The sequence below is a fragment of the Natronohydrobacter thiooxidans genome, assembly GCF_001884735.1.
In the GTDB taxonomy this organism is placed as follows: domain Bacteria; phylum Pseudomonadota; class Alphaproteobacteria; order Rhodobacterales; family Rhodobacteraceae; genus Roseinatronobacter; species Roseinatronobacter thiooxidans_A.
Window position 1 is genome coordinate 21,294 of record NZ_MJAP01000012.1, and the last position, 18,317, is coordinate 39,610.

Consider the following 18,317-nt stretch of genomic DNA (forward strand, 5'->3'; position numbering starts at 1 on the left):
GCGATCGCTCGAAACCATCGCGCTGCTTGTGTCGCTGTCAAAGGCGGCCTCCGACACGGGCGACGAGGCTGACGCCAACCGCAATCCAGAATTTCGTGACACCGCTCATCGCCGCGCGCGCAGGGCGCGGCGAGATGCGCAGGGCTGGCACAGTCCCTGACTGACGCCACACCCGCAGCCAATGCCTGCCCCGGATGGCCGGAATGTGCTGCGACAGGTGCTGAAACTGAACGACGACCGGGGGGAGACGAGACGTGAATATCACAGGAATGCTGCAGGGCAGCAAGCTGTTGCAATATGTTGGTTTTCCGACAACCGAAGTGCTCGGACCTTCGGCATCCGAACAGGAAATCCAGGATCTGATCGCGCGGCACGGGCTGGTCTTCATCAAGCCGGTCTTCAAGGGCGGTGTCGGCAAAAAGGGCAAGGCCGGGCTGATCGGCAAGGCGCGTGACCTGAAAACCGCGCTGGCCGAAAAGGAACGGCTGTATTTTGCCGAGCATCGCCACGGCAATGCTGTGGCCAAGGCCAATGGCGTGACCTTCGAGGCCGGTGTGCCCGCCGAACATGAAATCTATTTCGCCATCACCGACGACACCCGCTACCGCGCCCCGACGATGACCCTGACCCATCGCGGCGGGGTCGATATCGAGGAACTGGACAAGACCGAGATTGCCACCGTCCCCTTTGACAGCCTGACCGGCCTCAAAGCGTTCGTCGTGGCCAATGCCCTGAGCGATATCGGCGCACCGAAAGAGATCATCTCGCCCCTGGTGCAGGAACTGCCCAAGCTCTGGGAGTTGATGCACCATTACGGCATGACCACGATCGAGCTGAACCCGATCCGCATGCGCCCCGGCAAGGGCGGGCGGCTGACTCCGGTGGCCTGCGATTTCAAATGCGGCTTTGACCGGGATGACCCGCGCGTCGCGCGCCTTGGCCTGCCCGCGCATCTTTTCACCTCGGATGTCTCGGATTTCGAGCAGGAGGTGAACCAGCTCCGCACCCATCAGGGCCAGTCGGATGTGTTCGTCATCAATGACAAGGGCACGATCCTTGCGCCGACCTTCGGCGGGGGCGCCAACAGCCTCGTGACCGAAGTGCTGGGCGATGCCGCGATCATCAGCTCGGATTTCGGCGGCAACCCGCCCTACGAGAAGATGAAATCAGTGGCCTCGATCTGCTACCGGCATTTCCTCAAGCAGTCCAATGTGCTGTTCATCATCGGCGGCAAATCGAACAATACCGATATTCACGAGACCTTCCGCGGCATGGGCGACGCGCTGCGCCAGCATTTCTCCGATCACGGACCGACACCGCTCTATGTGGTGGTCGGGCGTGGCGGGCCGAACCTCGTGCGCGGCATGGGCAATCTGGCCGATACCTGCGACGCGCTGGGGCTTCCCTACCGGTTCTTCGGCTTCGACAGCGCGATCTCCGAAGTCGTGAACTATGCCAAGAAAGTCGATCTGTGGATGCGCGATGGCGGGCGGGCCGAAATCGCCCGCTCGCTGGGCATCAAGGAAACGGTCTGAAGGGGAGGGACGGTACGATGCATGTCAAAGGGATCGAAGGCTTTCCTTATTATATGGGCATCCGCTCGCTGGCCGATATCGCCACCCCGGACGACCGGGTCGTGGTGCTGAACGCCATGGGCGGCGAAAGCCGCGAGGTGACGCCGACCAGCCATGCCTTTTCGGGTGGCAATGTCGTCTATGGTGTCTCGCCAGGGCGGCGCGGGCAGGTTCTGGCCACGCCTGCGGGCAATATTCCGATCTTCAACAATGTGCGCGAAGGGTTGAATGCCGGGCACAGCTTCAATACCGGCGTGGTCTATCTGCCCCCTTCGGGCGTGCGCGATGGCGTTGCCGAACTGGTGCGGGTGAACCCCGATCTGAAGAAGATCGTCATCATCACCGAAAAGATCGCCATTCATGACGCCCGCGAAATCCGCGCCATGGCGCAGGCCAACGGGATCGACGTGATCGGCGGCAACTGCCTTGGTGTGGCGGATAGCTGGAACCGGGTGCGTATCGGCGGGGCGCTTGGCGGCGACCACCCCGAGGAATCCCTGCTGAAAGGCTCGGTCGCGATCTTCTCGAATTCGGGCGGCTTCACCACCACCATCGCCCAGTATCTGGCGACGGCGGGCTGGGGCACCACCACGCTGATCTCCTCGGGCAAGGATGTCTATATCCACTACGCTGCCCGTGATTTCGCCTATGGGCTTGCCAATGACGACCGCTCGGCTGCGGCAGTGCTCTATTGCGAGCCGGGGGGCTACTATGAATACGGTGTGGAATTCGACAAGCCCGTAGTGGCCTGTATCGTCGGGCGCTGGAAATCGCGCCTGACCCGCGCAGTGGGCCATGCCGGGGCCATGGCCGGGTCCGGCGACCGGGCCGAGGACAAGGAAAGCTGGTTCCAAGAGGCCTTTGGCGTCGCGGGCAGTTTCTCGGATGATCCGACGCAATTCTCCGCAAAAGGCGCGGTTGTCACCAATATCGCTGATATTCCCGCAGCCCTGACGGCAGTGATGGACCTGAACGGCAAGACCCCGGATTTCGCCCCAAGGGGCAATCTGGAACTGAAGCCATGGATCGCGAATGATCAGGGGCTGACGCTGCCCCCCGACATCGCCCTGCCTCCGGTCGAAGCGACACCGCCCTATAATGCCCAGATCGCCGCGCTGAAAACGCAGATTGGAGCCACGGTCGCGCGCCAGACCATGAAGGACCGCTCCGGCGCCTCGATCATGGATGCCAAGACCCAGGTGACGCGCGTCCATGGTCATTCGGTGCTTGACCTTGCAGTGACGCCGCTCGAAGCTGTCTATGCCCTGCCGCTGGTGCATGAGATCGCGGGGCCCAATGACCGGGCGATGCTGGATATCGCGGTGGCGTCCGAAGTCAATCTGGTGGGCGATCCGGCGCTGACAGCCGCCGAGGCCGCGCGCGAGGCGGGCAATTCGCCCAATACCGTCATGGCTGCCGCGGCGGCCATCATCGGGCCGAAACGGGTCGACCGGGCGCTGGACTGCACAAGGGTTCTGATCGACCTTTTCGCCCATTCCGGGCTGCGCGACGCCGCTGATACCGGGTTCGACAGTTCCGGCATCTCCCTGAGTGCCGAGCAGGCGCCGCTGTTTCTCGCGACCGAAGCCGAAGCCGATGATCCGCGCCCCGAGGCCATGCTGGAAGCCGTCCGGGCGCGCGGCGGGCAATCGGTGTTCCTCGATTTTCTGGACCGCACGCCGGGCCGCAAATCCCGCGATGCCATCCTCGCCGCCATCGCGCTGACCTTCGCCTGGGCGCCGCTGATGCGCAAGAAGATCACCCGGCTGACCGCCGAGTCGCTGCCCTGGTATCTGCGGCTCTATGGGGTGATGATCGGCGCGTCCATTCCCGCCCGCCATCACCAGCATGGGGCGCTCTGGGGCATCCCGCGCGAGGAACGTTTCAGCAAATGGACCATGGCCGATCTGTGCTTTCTGGCCATCACCGGACGCAAGCCCGTGGGCGACGAGGCGCTGCCGGTGCAGATCCTGATCGGGCTTCTGATCTCGAACGGGCCCGGCTCGATCACCGCGCAGGGGGCCAAGGGGGCGGTGGCCGCCGACGGGCCGCAAACGCCCTCGCGGGTGCAGATCAACAAGGCGATGATCGGGTTTCTGACCCATTCGGGCTATAGCCATGGCGGCAACGGCTATGAGGGCATCGCTTTCCTTCTGGACCATTTCGCCGCCAGCGGCCTGAAGAACCCCGCCGACCCGGGTCACGGGCTTGACCTCAAATCCATGGCCCGCCAGTTCGCCCGCGACTACAAGGCCGAAAAGGCCGCCGCGAAAGAACTGGGCTCTGCCGTGCGCGCCCTGCCCGGCGTGCACCACCCGGTGTTCAAGGACAAACCCGTCAACCATGACCCGCGCGAACGCTTTATCGCCGAATTCATGGCGGAACGCGGACATTACAATGTCTTTCACGAGTTCTATCAAGAGGTTGTACAGGCGCTCTATGCCGAAGGCGTCTCGCGCTATGTGTTTTGCGTGAATGTCGATGCAGTGATCGCGGCGCTGCTCCTGGCGCTGCTCTGGGATGACTATCGCGATGGTAAGCTGACAAACCGCGATCTGGAAAACGCGGCCTTCACGGTGTTTCTCTATGGCAGGATGATCGGGGCGGCTGCGGAAATCGACGACCATATCAACCGTGGTCGCAACATGGACACCCGCACCCCCGCGGCAAATTGCGGCTACGTCGTCTGATGCCCGCCGCAACACCGCCTGCGGGGCTGCCCGCGATCCGCACCATCGCCATGCCCGCCGATACCAACCCTGCCGGCGATATTTTCGGCGGCTGGCTGATGGCGCAGATGGATCTGGCTGCGGGCAATACCGCCGCAAGGATCGCGCGCGGGCGCAGCGCCACCATCGCCGTGGACGGGATCGTGTTCCTCAAACCCGTGCATGTGGGCGACGAGGTGACGATCCATACCGATCTCATCTCAACCGGGCGCAGCTCGATGAAGATCCATGTCGAGGCATGGCGGCGCAGCCGCGATGGCGATGAGAGCGAGAAGGTGACAGATGCAACCTTCACCTTCGTGGCGCTCGACATGGCCGGGCGGCCCAGACCGATACCAGGGGCGGCAACCGAATAGGCACCGCAAAGGGGCCAAGGAAGAGGGAGGAAACAGCAATGCCAGACAGTCTGGATCAGGAAGCGCTCGACTATCATTCGGGCGGCAGGCCCGGCAAGCTCGCCCTGCGCGCAACGAAGCCGATGGCCTCGCAGCGCGATCTGTCCCTGGCCTATTCGCCCGGCGTGGCGGCTGCCTGTACCGAGATCCAGAAGACCCCGGCTGACGCCGCCCGCTATACCGCGCGCGGCAATCTGGTGGCTGTCATTTCCAACGGCACCGCGGTGCTGGGGCTCGGAGATATCGGCGCGCTGGCCTCCAAACCGGTGATGGAGGGCAAGGCGGTTCTGTTCAAGAAATTCGCCGATATCGACGTATTCGACATCGAGATCGACGAATCCGACCCCGAAAAGCTGATCGAGACGATCCGGCGGCTGGAACCGACCTTCGGCGCGATCAATCTCGAAGATATCAAGGCCCCCGAATGTTTCGAGGTGGAAGCCCGCCTGCGCGAGACCATGGGCATTCCGGTCTTCCACGATGACCAGCACGGCACTGCAGTGGTGGCCGCCGCGGCCGTGACCAATGCGCTGCGCATCGCCCGCAAGCGGATGGAAGATATCCGCATCGTCTCGGTCGGTGGCGGTGCCGCAGGCATTGCCTGCCTCAACCTGCTGCAGACGCTGGGCGCGCGCCGCGAGAATATCTATCTGTGCGACCGCAACGGCCTTGTCGTCACCTCGCGCACGGATCTGAACCCGGAAAAGGCGCTCTATGCGCTCGATCACCCGCCTGCCGAACTGTCGGATGTGATCCGGGGGGCCGATCTGTTTCTGGGCCTCGCCGGACCGGGGGTTCTGACCCCCGAAATGGTCACGCAGATGGCCGATACGCCGATCATCATGGCCATGGCCAATCCCACACCCGAAATCCTGCCCGAACTGGCCCGCGCCGCGCGTCCCGATGCGATCATCGCCACCGGGCGGTCGGACTACCCCAATCAGGTCAACAATGTCCTGTGTTTCCCCTATATCTTCCGCGGCGCGCTCGATTGCGGCGCCTCGACCATCAACGAGGAAATGAAGGCTGCCTGCGTTCATGCCATCGCCAATCTGGCGCATGCCGAAGCAGTGGATGAGGTTGCGCGCGCTTATCGCGACGAGAATCTGGTCTTCGGGCCCGATTACATTCTGCCAAAACCCTTCGATCCGCGCCTGCTGGTCGAAGTGTCCATCGCCGTCGCCCGCGCCGCGATGGAAACCGGCGTGGCGACCCGCCCCATCCCCGATTTCGCGGCCTATCGCGAGCGGCTGATCCGGCTGGTCTATCGCACGGGTTTCCTGATGAAGCCGTTCTTTGAGCGTGCCCGCAGCACCCGCCGCCGCATCGTCTTTGCCGAGGGCGAGGATGAACGGGTGATCCGTGCCGCTCTTGCCAGCCATCAGGAGCGGCTGGCGCGCCCGGTGCTGATCGGCTCGCCCGAGCGGATCGCCCGCATCTGCGCGGAGCGCGGCATCAATGCCAGATCGGGCGAAACCTTCGAGATCATCGACCCTGCCGACCAGAAACACGCCATCCAGCTCAGCGAGGGCTATTGCCGCAAGCTGGGGCGCGACGGGGTCACGCCGCAGCAGGCGCGCAAGATCCTGTCGGGCAACGAAACCGCCATTGCCGCGATGATGGTGCGCGAAGCCGAGGCCGATGCGATGATCTGCGGCAGCTATGGTCAGTATCTGTGGCACCACAAACATGTGCAGCGGATTCTGGGCAGCGGAACGCGCCTGACCGCCGCATTGTCGGTTCTGATTCTGGAAACGGGCGCGGTGTTCATCGCCGACCCCTATGTCAACTATCACCCGACGCATGAGCAACTGGCCGAAATTGCCGTTCTCGCCGCGCAGGAGGTGCGCCAGTTCGGCCTGACGCCGCGCGTGGCCTTTATCAGCCATGCCAATTTCGGCTCCAGCCCCACGCCCACCGCCAAAAAGATGCGCGCTGCGGTCGACCGGCTGACCGATCTGGGCGTCGATTTCGAGTTCGAGGGCGAGATGCGCGCCAATCTCGCCTTCCGGCGCGAGCTGCGCGAGAGCTATCTGCCGGAACAGCGGCTGACAGCCTCGGCCAATATTCTGATCTTCTCGGGGATGGACGCGGCCAATGGCGCGATGAATGTCCTCAAAGCGCTGGCTCAGGCGCAACCGGTTGGCCCGATACTGCTGGGCATGGACCGGCGCGCGCAGATCGTCACCCCCTCGGTCACGGTGCGCGGGCTGCTCAATGCCGTGGCACTGGCCGGCAGCGGCGATGAGGCAACAGCTTATCAGACAGGGAGGATAGCCAAATGACCAATGTTGTTATCGTTGCGGCGGCCCGGACTGCGGTCGGGAGTTTTGGCGGGGCATTTGCCAATACGCCTGCGCATGATCTTGGGGCGGCGGTGCTGGAGGCGGTGGTCGCGCGCGCCGGGGTGGATAAGGCAGAGGTCTCGGAGACCATTCTGGGTCAGGTTCTGACCGCCGGGCAGGGGCAGAACCCGGCGCGTCAGGCGCATGTCAATGCCGGTCTGCCGGTTGAATCCTCGGCCTGGTCGCTCAATCAGGTCTGCGGCTCAGGCCTGCGCGCAGTGGCGCTGGGGGCGCAGCATATCCAGCTGGGCGATGCCACCATCGTGCTGGCGGGCGGGCAGGAGAACATGACGCTTTCGCCCCATGTCGCGCATCTGCGCGCAGGCCAGAAGATGGGCGATATGAAGATGATCGATTCGATGATCAAGGACGGGCTCTGGGACGCGTTCAACGGCTATCACATGGGCACCACCGCCGAGAATGTCGCTGCGAAATGGCAGATCACCCGCGATGAGCAGGATGCCTTTGCCGTGGCCAGCCAGAACAAGGCCGAAGCCGCTCAGAAGGCGGGGAAATTCGCCGATGAGATCGCGGCCTTTACCGTCAAGACCCGCAAGGGCGATATCGTGGTCGATCAGGATGAATATATCCGCCATGGCGCGACGCTCGATCAGATGGCGAAGCTGCGCCCGGCCTTCTCGAAAGAGGGCTCGGTCACGGCGGGCAATGCCTCGGGCCTGAATGACGGTGCGGCGGCGGTGATGCTGATGAGCGCCGAAGAGGCCGAGAAGCGCGGGTTGACGCCGCTTGCGCGCATCGCGAGCTATGCGACGGCGGGGCTTGATCCCTCGGTCATGGGGGTGGGTCCGATCCATGCCAGCCGCAAGGCGCTGGCCAAAGCGGGCTGGAGCGCGGCTGATCTCGATCTGATCGAGGCCAATGAAGCCTTCGCGGCGCAAGCCTGCGCGGTGAACAAGGATATGGGCTGGGATGTTGAAAAAGTGAACGTCAATGGCGGTGCCATCGCGATCGGCCACCCGATCGGCGCCTCGGGATGTCGGATTTTGAACACTTTGCTGTTCGAGATGCAGCGCCGTGACGCGAAGAAGGGGCTGGCGACGCTGTGCATCGGGGGCGGCATGGGTGTCGCGATGTGTCTGGAACGCTGAGGTGAGGGGGCTGCGCAATAATCTTGCGCAGGCCCGCGCAATTCATTACCAGATATTTCGTCAATCATAATTCCTGATAGGAGGGGACAAATGGCAAGAGTGGCACTCGTCACAGGCGGATCGCGCGGCATTGGGGCTGCGATCTCAAAGGAACTGGCGGCCCGGGGCTATACCGTGGCCGCGACTTATGCGGGCAATGACGCGGCAGCAGCGGCCTTCACCGAAGCGACCGGCATCAAGACCTATAAATGGAACGCGGCGGATTATGAGGCCTCCAAGGCCGGTCTGGCGCAGGTCGAGGCCGATCTGGGCCCGATCGAGATCGTGGTGGCCAATGCCGGGATCACCCGCGACGCGCCCTTCCACAAGATGACGCCGGAGCAGTGGAAAGAGGTGATCGACACGAATTTGACCGGTGTTTTCAACACGGTACACCCGATCTGGCCGGGGATGCGCGAGCGCAAATTCGGGCGCGTGGTGGTGATTTCCTCGATCAACGGGCAGAAGGGCCAGTTCGGTCAGGTGAATTACGCGGCCACCAAGGCGGGCGATCTCGGCATCGTCAAATCTCTGGCGCAGGAAGGCGCGCGGGCGGGCATCACCGCCAATGCGGTCTGTCCGGGCTATATCGCGACGGAGATGGTGATGGCGGTGCCCGAGAAAGTGCGCGAGAGCATCATCGCGGGGATCCCGGCCGGACGTCTGGGTGAGCCCGAGGAAATCGCGCGCTGCGTGGCCTTTCTGGTTGCCGATGACGCGGGTTTCATCAACGGCTCCACCATCAGCGCCAACGGCGCGCAGTTTTTCGTCTGACGAAATCCGCTTTCACGATGTAAAAAAGACCGCAACCCTGTCCAGAGGGGGCAAACCATGCCAAACGCCGACACCGATATCGACCCGCTCGAAACCCGCGAGTGGCAGGAGGCCATCGAGGATGTGATCGCCCGCGACGGGGCGCCGCGCGCGCATTACCTGCTGGATCGCGCTGTGCAGCAGGCGCGGGCGGCGGGGGCCGCATTGCCATTCTCGGCGACGACACCCTATCAGAACACCATTCCGCCCGATGACCAGCTGGAATTTCCCGGCGATCTGGAGATGGAATGGCGCATCCGCACCATCAACCGCTGGAACGCGATGGCAACAGTGGTGAAGCGCAACAAGGTCTCCAGCGAATATGGCGGCCATATTGCCAGCTTCGCCTCATCGGCGGTGATGTATGACATCGGGCTGAACCATTTCTGGCGCGCGCGGTCGGAAAGCCATGGCGGCGATCTGGTGTTCTTTCAGGGTCATGTGATCCCGGGCATCTATGCGCGCAGTTTCATGGAAGGGCGGATCAGCGAGGAGCAGCTTCTGAACTTCCGCTCCGAGGTCGCGGGGCAGGGGCTGAGTTCCTATCCGCATCCCTGGCTGATGCCCGATTACTGGCAGTTCCCCACGGTCTCGATGGGGCTGGGGCCGTTGATGGCGATCTATCAGGCGCGGTTCATGAAATACATGCACAATCGCGGGCTGATCGACATGGCCGACCGCAAGGTCTGGTGCTTTCTGGGCGATGGCGAGATGGATGAGCCGGAAAGCCTGGGCGCGATCAGCCTTGCCGCGCGCGAAAAGCTCGACAATCTGATCTTCGTCGTCAATTGCAACCTGCAGCGGCTGGACGGGCCGGTGCGGGGCAATTCGAAGATCGTGCAGGAGCTTGAGGGCGAGTTTCGCGGCGGTGGCTGGAATGTGATCAAGCTCTTGTGGGGCAAGGGCTGGGACGAGTTGCTGGAGAAGGACACCACGGGCCGCCTGCGCCAGCTTATGGATGAAACCATCGATGGTGATTATCAGACCTTCAAATCGAAGGACGGGGCCTATATCCGCGAGCATTTCTTTGGCAAATACCCGGAAACGGCAGCGCTGGTCGCAGACTGGAGCGATGATCAGATCTGGGCGCTGCGGCGGGGCGGGCATGACCCCGAGAAGGTCTATACCGCCTTCAGACGCGCCACGATGACCGAGGGCCAGCCGACCTGCCTGCTGGTCAAGACCGTCAAGGGCTATGGCATGGGCAGTGCCGGCGAAGGCCAGAATATCACCCATCAGCAAAAGAAGCTGGCCGAGGATCAGTTGCGCGCCTTTCGGGACCGTTTCCAGATCCCGGTCTCGGACGCAGACCTGCCGAAAGCGCCCTTCGTTTCGCTGAACAATGCGCAGCAGGCCTATCTGAGTGAGCGGCGTCAGGCGCTTGGGGGTGCATTTCCCAAACGCGACTGGCGCGATGCCCCCAAGCTGGAAATCCCGCCGCTGAGCAGTTTCGAGGCGCAGTTGAAAGGCACCGGCAAGCGCGAGATTTCGACCACCATGGCCTTTGTCCGGCTGCTGACGACGCTGCTGCGCGACAAGACTATCGGCAAGCATGTGGTGCCGATCGTGCCCGATGAAAGCCGCACTTTCGGGATGGAAGGGCTGTTCCGCTCGGTGGGGATCTACAATCCGCTGGGGCAGAATTACACGCCCGAAGATGCCGCGCAGATGATGTTCTACAAGGAAACCACGGACGGGCAGGTGCTGCAGGAGGGCATCAACGAGGCGGGCGCGATGGCCGACTGGATCGCGGCGGCGACATCCTATTCGGTGCATGGCGTGCCGATGATCCCCTTCTTCATCTATTACTCGATGTTCGGTTTCCAGCGCATCGGCGATCTGGCCTGGGCGGCGGGCGACAGCCGGGCGCGGGGCTTCATGCTGGGCGGCACTGCCGGGCGGACCACTCTGAATGGCGAGGGGCTGCAGCATCAGGACGGGCATAGCCATATTCTGGCCGGGACCATCCCGAATTGTGTCAGCTACGACCCGACCTTCAGCTATGAGGTGGCGGTGATCCTGCATCACGGGTTGCAGCGCATGTATGTCGAACAGCGCGACGAGTATTTCTATCTGACCCTGATGAATGAGAATTACGCGCATCCCGATATGCCCGAAGGGGTGGAGGAGGGCATCGTGCGCGGGCTCTATCGCCTGTCAAAGGCCGAAGCCGCGGGCAAGCGCCATGTCAATCTGATGGGTTCGGGCACGATTCTGGTGCAGGTGATGAAGGCCGCCGAGATGCTGCAGGCCGATTTCGGGGTGACATCGGATATCTGGTCGGCGACCAGTTTCAACCTGCTGGCGCGTGACGGGCAGGATGTGGAACGCCATAACCGGCTGAACCCGCTGGGCACGCCGGAGCTGGCCTATGTGACTCAGGCTCTGGACGGGGCGCAGGGGCCGGTGATCGCCGCGACCGATTACATGCGCAATTATGCCGAACAGATACGGGCCTATGTGCCGCTTCCCTATACGGTGCTGGGCACGGATGGTTTCGGGCGCTCGGACAGCCGCGCCAATCTGCGCCGCTTCTTCGAGGTCGATGCCAATCATATCGCCGCAGCCGCGATGGTGGCGCTGTTCCGGGAAGGCGCGATCAGCAAGGCCGAAATGGCCGCAGCGCTGCAGAAATACGACATTGACGGTGCCAAGCCAAACCCGCGGCACAGCTGAAAACCGAAAGAGGAGACAGAGCCATGGTAACTGAGGTCAAGGTTCCCGATATCGGTGATTTCGAGGATGTGCCGGTGATCACCATATTGGTCGCGGTGGGCGACCGGATCGCACCCGAGGATCCGCTGGTCGAGCTGGAAAGCGACAAGGCGACGATGGAAGTGCCCTCGCCCCTGGGCGGGGTGGTGGCTTCGATCGTGGTTGCGCCGGGCGACCGGGTGTCCGAGGGCTCGGTCATCCTGACGGTCGAGGAAGAGGGCGCGCAAGCTGCGGCGCCTGCCGCCGCTGCTGCTGCCCCGGCCCCTGCTGCCGCCCCGGCCAGTGCGGCTGCCGCCCCCGCCCCGGTCACGGATCTGGGATTCGGCAAGGTCCATGCCTCGCCCTCGGTCCGGGCATTTGCGCGCGCGCTTGGGGTCGATCTGGCGAAGGTCAACGGCACCGGGCGCAAGGGCCGTATCCTGCGCGAGGATGTGACCGCGCGCTTCAAGGCCACTGCCGCCCCGGCTGCGCCTGCGGCTGTTGCCGGTGGCACCGGGATTCCGCCGGTTCCGGTGGTCGATTTCTCGAAATTCGGGCCGGTCGAAGATGTCGAGATGCCGCGCATCAAGAAGCTGTCCGGCCCGGCGCTGCACCGGTCCTGGCTGAATGTGCCGCATGTGACCCATCAGGAAGAGGCGGATATCACCGAGATCGACCGCTACCGCAAGGAACTGGATACCGAGGCGAAGGAACAGGGCTACCGGGTCACGCTGCTGTCCTTCATCATCAAGGCCAGCGTCTCGGCGCTGCGCAGGCATTGGGAATTCAATTCCTCGCTGCATCCTGACGGCGACAAGCTGATCCGCAAGCATTATTACAATATCGGTTTTGCCGCCGACACGCCGAACGGGCTGGTGGTGCCGGTGATCAGGGATGCCGACCGCAAGGGGATCATCGAGATCTCGAAGGAACTGGGCGAATTGAGTGCCAAGGCGCGGGCGGGCGAGTTGAAGAGCGCCGATATGCAGGGCGCGACCTTTACCATTTCATCGCTGGGGGGCATCGGCGGCACCGGCTTTACGCCCATCGTCAATGCGCCGGAAGTGGCCATTCTGGGCCTGACCCGCTCGCGCATGGCGCCGGTCTGGAACGGGACGGAATTTGTGCCGCGCAACATGCTGCCGATGTCGCTGAGCTATGATCACCGCGCCATCGACGGCGCGCTGGCGGCGCGCTTTGCGGTGACGCTGAAAACCCTGCTCGGCGATATGCGCCGGTTGATGCTGTGACGGGGGACAAGAACATGGAGATCAAGGTTCCCGATATCGGTGATTACAAGGATGTGCCGGTCATCAGCATTCTGGTGCAGCCCGGCGATACTGTGGCGGTGGATGATCCGCTGATTGAACTGGAAAGCGACAAGGCCACGATGGAGGTGCCAAGCCCCGTCGCCGGTGTCGTGCGTGAATTGCGCGTGGCGGTTGGCGACAGTGTTTCGGAAGGCAGCCCCATTATGGTGGTCGAGGCGGCAGGCGCTGCGGATGCTCCCGCTGCGGCGCCTGCCGCTGCCAGTCCGGCCCCCATAGCCGCCCCCGCCGCCAGCCGCGGCGATGTGCATGGCGAGATCGTGGTGCTGGGCTCTGGCCCCGGCGGCTATACGGCGGCGTTTCGTGCGGCCGATCTGGGTCGGCAGGTCGTGCTGATCGAACGTGACCCGACACTGGGCGGGGTGTGCCTGAATGTGGGCTGCATTCCGTCCAAGGCGCTGCTGCACGCGGCCAAGGTGATTACCGAGGCCGAGGAGATGGCCGGGCATGGCCTCAGTTTCGGCAAGCCCAAGGTTGATATCGACGCTTTGCGCGGCTGGAAATCCTCGGTTGTCTCGCAGCTGACCGGCGGTTTGTCGGGCCTTGCCAAGGCGCGCAAAGTGACGGTGGTACGGGGCACGGGCCGCTTTGCGGGGCCGAATATGATCGAGGTGACGGCGCCTGATGGTGCGCGTTCCACGGTCAGCTTTGACCAATGCATCATTGCCGCCGGGTCCGAGCCGGTGCAACTGCCGTTCCTGCCAAAGGACGATCCCCGCGTGATCGATTCCACCGGCGCGCTGGAACTCGCGGATCTGCCCAAGCGCATGCTGGTGCTGGGCGGCGGGATCATCGGGCTGGAAATGGCCTGCGTCTATGATGCGCTGGGGTCGAAAATTACCGTGGTCGAGCTGATGGACCAGCTTATCCCCGGCGCGGATAAGGATATCGTCAAGCCGCTGCATGCGCGCATCAATGGGCGCTATGAGAATATCCTGCTCAGGACCAAGGTCACTGCGGTCGAGGCGCAGAAGAAGGGGCTGAAAGTCACCTTCGAGGCCGAAGATGGCAGCACCAGCAGCGATGTATTCGACAAGGTGCTGGTGGCGGTCGGGCGGCGGCCCAATGGCGCGCTGATCGGGGCCGAGGCCGCCGGGGTCACGGTCGATGCGCGCGGCTTCATCACGGTGGACAACCGCCAGCGGACAAATGTTCCGCATATCTTTGCGATCGGCGATGTGGTCGGCCAGCCGATGCTGGCCCACAAGGCGGTGCATGAAGGCAAGGTTGCGGCCGAGGTCGCATCTGGCCTGCCGCGTGCGTTTGATGCGCGGGTGATCCCTTCGGTCGCCTATACCGATCCCGAAATCGCCTGGGTCGGCGTGACCGAGACCGAGGCCAAGGCGCAGGGGCTGAAGGTGGGCAAGGGGGTGTTCCCTTGGGCGGCTTCGGGGCGGTCGCTGTCGCTGGGCCGCTCTGAGGGGCTGACCAAGCTGATCTTTGATGAAGCCGATGACCGGGTGATCGGCGCAGGCATTGTCGGGCCCAATGCGGGCGATCTGATCGCCGAGGTGGCGCTGGCCATCGAGATGGGGGCGGATGCCGTCGATCTGGGTCATACGATCCACCCGCATCCGACCTTGTCCGAGACGGTGAATTTTGCCGCCGAGATGTTTGAAGGTACAATAACCGATCTTGTCCCGCCGAAGCGGCGCAAGCAGTAATCACTGAATTGACGGAGGAGGCCAAAATGACCAACAAGGATCCCTTCAACATAAATGAGATGCTCAAGGCATTTTCACCCGAGGCGACGCAGCGCATGTTTGCCGCGCTGACCCCTGGGGCGGAAGACCGAGCGCCGGAGAAGCTGACACAGGAGTTGCAGGAGCTTGCGCAGACCTATCAGCGCAGTCTTGACATGATGATGCGCACCAATAGCACAGTGGGAGAAGCCTATGGCGACCTGTTCGTGCGGCAGACCCGGATTTTCTCGGATCTGGCGGCCTTGGCCAATGACCAGATGACGACGATGAAGCAATCCGGGGCCGATGCGGAAAAACAGGCCGAGGCCTATAAGGCTGTGATGGATCAGGCGATGGAGCTGATGCGCAAATCTGTCGAGGCCACGCAGCAGGCCAATGAGAAAGCCCTGAAAGAGTTGACAGCAGGAGTTGACGCGGTGGCGGCGAGTCTGAAAAACTCCTGACAGGGGAGGTTCCGGGCCGTGGAGCCGGGAAACGGGGCGGGAGCGCTATGCGGTATCTTCTGATCGAAGACAGTGCCGAAGTCGCGGTTCCGATCCTGCGGTATTTTCAGGCCAAGGGCTATGCCATTGATCATGCCGACACGATCAAGCTGGCCAAAGCCTCGCTGCAGGTTCAGGACTATGATGCGGTGATCCTTGACCTGAACATGCCCGACGGCAACGGGATGGATCTGCTGGTGCAGCTGCGCCGGGAGCGCAACCAGCACCCGCCTGTGCTGGTCCTGTCGGTCAACCATGCGGTGGATACAAGGCTGAAGAGCTTTGAGTCCGGGGCGAATGACTATCTGCTGAAACCCTTCGATCTGCGCGAGTTGGATGCAAGGCTGCGCAACCTCTTGACGCCGCCGGTGGGGGCGACAGGGCGGGTGCTGCGGCTGGGCGAGCTGGAGCTTGATTTCCACGAGCGCCAGATCACGTTCCGGGGCGAATTGCTGCAGCTTTCGCCCAAGGATTTCACGCTGCTGGAGGTTTTGCTGGTCAATGCCAACCGGCCCGTGTCAAAATCCATGTTGCAAGACAAGCTGTATGGTTTCGGAGATGGCGCGGTCAGCCCCAATGCCATCGAGCTGCGTATCGCGCGTATCCGCAAGAAGTTGCAGCCGACCGGAGTCGGGATCAAGGCGCTGTGGGGGATCGGGTATCAGATCAAGCTGGACGACTGACGTGCATAACTCGATCACCTTGCGGTTGTTCACAGCCAGCGCCCTGCTTCTGATGGTGGGAGCGGCCGGAACCTGGCATCTGGCCAATCGCTACGGCCAGCGGGCGGCGGAACGCGCCTATGACATGCTGCTGGAAGGGGCCGCACTGAGTATCGTACGGACGGTCTCGGTGGTCGGGGGCACGCCACGGGCCGATGTGCCCGTGAGCGCGTTCGAAATCCTGTCGCTGGCCCCGGAGGACCGGATCCTCTATGGCGTGTTCGATGCCGGGGGGCAGAAGTTGACCGGGTCGGATCTGCTGGCGGGTTTTGCCCAGCCCTCGGCGGCGCCGCGCCTGAGCTATTTCACGCATCGCGGCGAGACATTCCGGCTGATCGCGCTGACGCGCGAACTGGCCGAGCAGAATTTCCACGGTGAGGTCGTGGTGGTGGTGGGTCATACGCTGATCGCGCGCGAGACATTGACGCGGGAGATTGTGTCGCAGGCGCTGGCCATCGTGATCGCGGCGGCAAGCTGCATCTTTCTGATCGCGATGCTGGCGGTGCGCTTCTCGCTGGCCCCGCTGCGGCGGATCGAACAGGAACTGGTACAGCGTGACCCGACCGATCTGACACCGATCGATGTCCAGGTTCCGGTGGAGATCCGCGCCAATGTGCATGCGATCAACCGGTTCATGTCGCGTCTGGCGAACCGGATCGACGCGATGCAGGCGCTGATCGCCGATGCCTCGCATCAGTTGCTGACGCCGATTACCGCGCTCAGCGCCTATGCGCAGAACGCCGCCGAGCAGTCGGACGAGGCTGGGCGCGCGGTGGCCGATGAGGTTCGCATGCAGTCAGAGCAGATCGCGCATCTGGCGCGGCAGTTGATTGATCAGGCCATGGTCATCCACCGCGCCGACGCGGCGCCATTGCGTCCGGTTGACCTGCGCGCCATCGCCATGCAGGTAGAGCGCGCCGCCGAAACCTATTTCCCGCAAGGCGCGCCGCAGCTCTGGCTGCAATTGCCTGAGCGGCCCGCGATGGTCGCGGGCGATGAATTCAGCCTCATCGAAGCGGTCAAGAACCTTGTTGCCAATGCGCATCGCTACGGCGAGAGCCCGATCCGGCTGGTGGTGGAACCGCGCGAGGAGGGGGGGAGTTTTGGCATTTTCGTCGAGGATCGCGGGAAGGGCATTCCCGAAAGCCGCTGGAACATGATCGGTCGCCGGTTCGACCGGAACAGCGCAGAGGGCAGGGCCAGCCACGGGCTGGGTCTGGCGATCACCAATGCGGTGGCCAAGGCCCATCGCGCCCGGATGGTCATGGAACGTAAGCCCGGGGTGTTTCGCTGCGGCCTTGTCGTGCCACGGCTGCAGGAGGATGCGCCACAGGGGAGAGCGGGGGCATGACCGGTGCGGCAACCAGTGCCGTGGCAGCCATGCTGACCGCCTTCGCGACGGCGGCGGCTGCCGAGATTTCCTATGGGCCGGATGACGCGGATGCGGCGCATCGGCTGGTCATCCATGGGTCCACCGATATTTCCGCCTTCGCGCCGCTTGTGGCGGCTTTCTCGGCGGCCTATCCCGCTTTGCATGTCACCTATTCTGAGGTCGGCACGCGCGAGCTTTACACCGCGGCCACGCGCGATTGCGAGGCCGGCGCCACGGATGTTGATCTGCTGGTCAGTTCTGCGATGGATCTGCAGGTGGCGCTGGTCAACGAGTTGTGCGCCCGACCGCATGTCTCGGTCTGGACGGAGGCCCTGCCTGACTGGGCGAACTGGCGCAATGAGGTTTTCGGGCTGACGCTGGAACCGGCAGTGCTGATCTATAACCGCACTCTGCTGCCACCCGACCTGATCCCCGGAACGCGCTATGCGCTGATCGACAACCTGCGCGCGCATCCGGAGCTGTTCGCCAACCGGCTGATCACCTATGATGTCCAGGGCTCGGGGGTGGGCTATCTTTTCGCGTTCAGCGATTCGCAGCAGGCGACCACCTTCGGGCGGCTGGTCGAGGCGATGGGACGGCTGAATGCGAAGCTTGAATGCTGCGCGGGGCCTATGATCGATGGGGTTGAGGCGGGTGACTATCTGATCGGCTACAATGTTCTGGGCTCTTACGCCGCAGAGCGCGCGGCCCAGAATCCCGATCTGGGTATCGTGCGTTTCGACGATTACAGTTTCGCGATCAGCCGCTCGGCGCTGATCCCCCGGAATGCCCCGCATCCGGCCAATGCAGGGCTGTTCATCGATTTTGCCCTGTCGCCGGAGGGGCGGCAGGTGCTGACCGAAAGCTACCTTCTGCCCGAAGGCCCGCCGGGCGATTCCGACCTGCGCCCGATCCCGCTTGGGCTGACCCTGCTTGCCGGATTGGACGCGCAGAGACATCAGGATTTCATCAGCGTGTTCTTCTCGGCCTTCGTGCAGGACAGGTAGATGCG

General features: G+C 63.3%; 13 protein-coding genes. All 13 read left to right on the forward strand.

Annotated features, from left to right (window positions below):
• Positions 1-254 precede the first annotated feature (254 nt).
• Complete coding sequence (locus BG457_RS07910) at positions 255-1,535, forward strand: ATP-grasp domain-containing protein (protein ID WP_071796506.1); 1,281 nt, start codon at positions 255-257, stop codon at positions 1,533-1,535.
• A 17-nt stretch (positions 1,536-1,552) separates the two neighbouring features.
• The gene (locus tag BG457_RS07915) at positions 1,553-4,264 is read left to right on the forward strand and encodes a CoA-binding protein (protein WP_071796508.1); all 2,712 of its coding nucleotides are present in this window, start codon (positions 1,553-1,555) and stop codon (positions 4,262-4,264) included.
• Complete coding sequence (locus BG457_RS07920; protein ID WP_071796510.1) at positions 4,264-4,659, forward strand: acyl-CoA thioesterase; 396 nt, start codon at positions 4,264-4,266, stop codon at positions 4,657-4,659. Before BG457_RS07915 ends, BG457_RS07920 begins: the two co-directional genes overlap by 1 nt.
• A 38-nt stretch (positions 4,660-4,697) precedes the next feature.
• A complete protein-coding gene (locus tag BG457_RS07925; protein ID WP_071796512.1) occupies positions 4,698-6,983 on the forward strand; it encodes an NADP-dependent malic enzyme in 2,286 nt (761 codons plus the stop codon).
• Positions 6,980-8,152: an acetyl-CoA C-acetyltransferase gene (locus BG457_RS07930; protein ID WP_071795822.1), complete on the forward strand. Its 1,173-nt coding sequence runs from the start codon at positions 6,980-6,982 to the stop codon at positions 8,150-8,152. The genes BG457_RS07925 and BG457_RS07930 overlap by 4 nt, the downstream gene beginning before the upstream one ends.
• Positions 8,153-8,242: 90 nt before the next feature.
• Entirely contained in the window at positions 8,243-8,965 is a 723-nt protein-coding gene (phbB, locus tag BG457_RS07935; RefSeq protein WP_071795821.1) for an acetoacetyl-CoA reductase, read from the forward strand.
• 57 nt (positions 8,966-9,022) lie between these two features.
• Complete coding sequence (aceE, locus tag BG457_RS07940) at positions 9,023-11,680, forward strand: pyruvate dehydrogenase (acetyl-transferring), homodimeric type (RefSeq protein ID WP_071796514.1); 2,658 nt, start codon at positions 9,023-9,025, stop codon at positions 11,678-11,680.
• A complete protein-coding gene (gene aceF, locus BG457_RS07945) occupies positions 11,677-12,948 on the forward strand; it encodes a dihydrolipoyllysine-residue acetyltransferase (RefSeq protein WP_281249229.1) in 1,272 nt (423 codons plus the stop codon). The genes aceE and aceF overlap by 4 nt, the downstream gene beginning before the upstream one ends.
• Before the next feature lie 14 nt (positions 12,949-12,962).
• Positions 12,963-14,690, forward strand: a complete 1,728-nt coding sequence (gene lpdA / locus BG457_RS07950) for a dihydrolipoyl dehydrogenase (RefSeq protein WP_071796519.1) — start codon at positions 12,963-12,965, stop codon at positions 14,688-14,690.
• A 26-nt stretch (positions 14,691-14,716) separates the two neighbouring features.
• Positions 14,717-15,172 carry a hypothetical protein gene (locus BG457_RS07955; RefSeq protein WP_139257618.1) on the forward strand — a complete coding sequence of 152 codons (456 nt, stop codon included), beginning with the start codon at positions 14,717-14,719 and terminating at the stop codon, positions 15,170-15,172.
• 47 nt (positions 15,173-15,219) lie between these two features.
• Positions 15,220-15,894 (forward strand): response regulator transcription factor, encoded by a 675-nt coding sequence (locus BG457_RS07960; RefSeq protein WP_071796523.1) that lies wholly within the window; start codon positions 15,220-15,222, stop codon positions 15,892-15,894.
• A 1-nt stretch (position 15,895) separates the two neighbouring features.
• A complete protein-coding gene (locus BG457_RS07965; protein WP_175546766.1) occupies positions 15,896-17,284 on the forward strand; it encodes a sensor histidine kinase in 1,389 nt (462 codons plus the stop codon).
• Positions 17,281-18,312, forward strand: a complete 1,032-nt coding sequence (locus BG457_RS07970) for an ABC transporter substrate-binding protein (protein ID WP_084657549.1) — start codon at positions 17,281-17,283, stop codon at positions 18,310-18,312. Before BG457_RS07965 ends, BG457_RS07970 begins: the two co-directional genes overlap by 4 nt.
• Positions 18,313-18,317 lie beyond the last annotated feature (5 nt).

Excerpts from the sequence above, each read along its gene's own strand:
- BG457_RS07915 (WP_071796508.1), top strand. The coding sequence starts at position 1,553 with ATGCATGTCAAAGGGATCGAAGGCTTTCCTTATTATATGGGCATCCGC.
- BG457_RS07920 (WP_071796510.1), top strand. The coding sequence starts at position 4,264 with ATGCCCGCCGCAACACCGCCTGCGGGGCTGCCCGCGATCCGCACCATC.
- BG457_RS07925 (WP_071796512.1), top strand. The coding sequence starts at position 4,698 with ATGCCAGACAGTCTGGATCAGGAAGCGCTCGACTATCATTCGGGCGGC.
- BG457_RS07930 (WP_071795822.1), top strand. The coding sequence starts at position 6,980 with ATGACCAATGTTGTTATCGTTGCGGCGGCCCGGACTGCGGTCGGGAGT.
- phbB (WP_071795821.1), top strand. The coding sequence starts at position 8,243 with ATGGCAAGAGTGGCACTCGTCACAGGCGGATCGCGCGGCATTGGGGCT.
- aceE (WP_071796514.1), top strand. The coding sequence starts at position 9,023 with ATGCCAAACGCCGACACCGATATCGACCCGCTCGAAACCCGCGAGTGG.
- lpdA (WP_071796519.1), top strand. The coding sequence starts at position 12,963 with ATGGAGATCAAGGTTCCCGATATCGGTGATTACAAGGATGTGCCGGTC.
- BG457_RS07955 (WP_139257618.1), top strand. The coding sequence starts at position 14,717 with ATGACCAACAAGGATCCCTTCAACATAAATGAGATGCTCAAGGCATTT.
- BG457_RS07960 (WP_071796523.1), top strand. The coding sequence starts at position 15,220 with ATGCGGTATCTTCTGATCGAAGACAGTGCCGAAGTCGCGGTTCCGATC.
- BG457_RS07970 (WP_084657549.1), top strand. The coding sequence starts at position 17,281 with ATGACCGGTGCGGCAACCAGTGCCGTGGCAGCCATGCTGACCGCCTTC.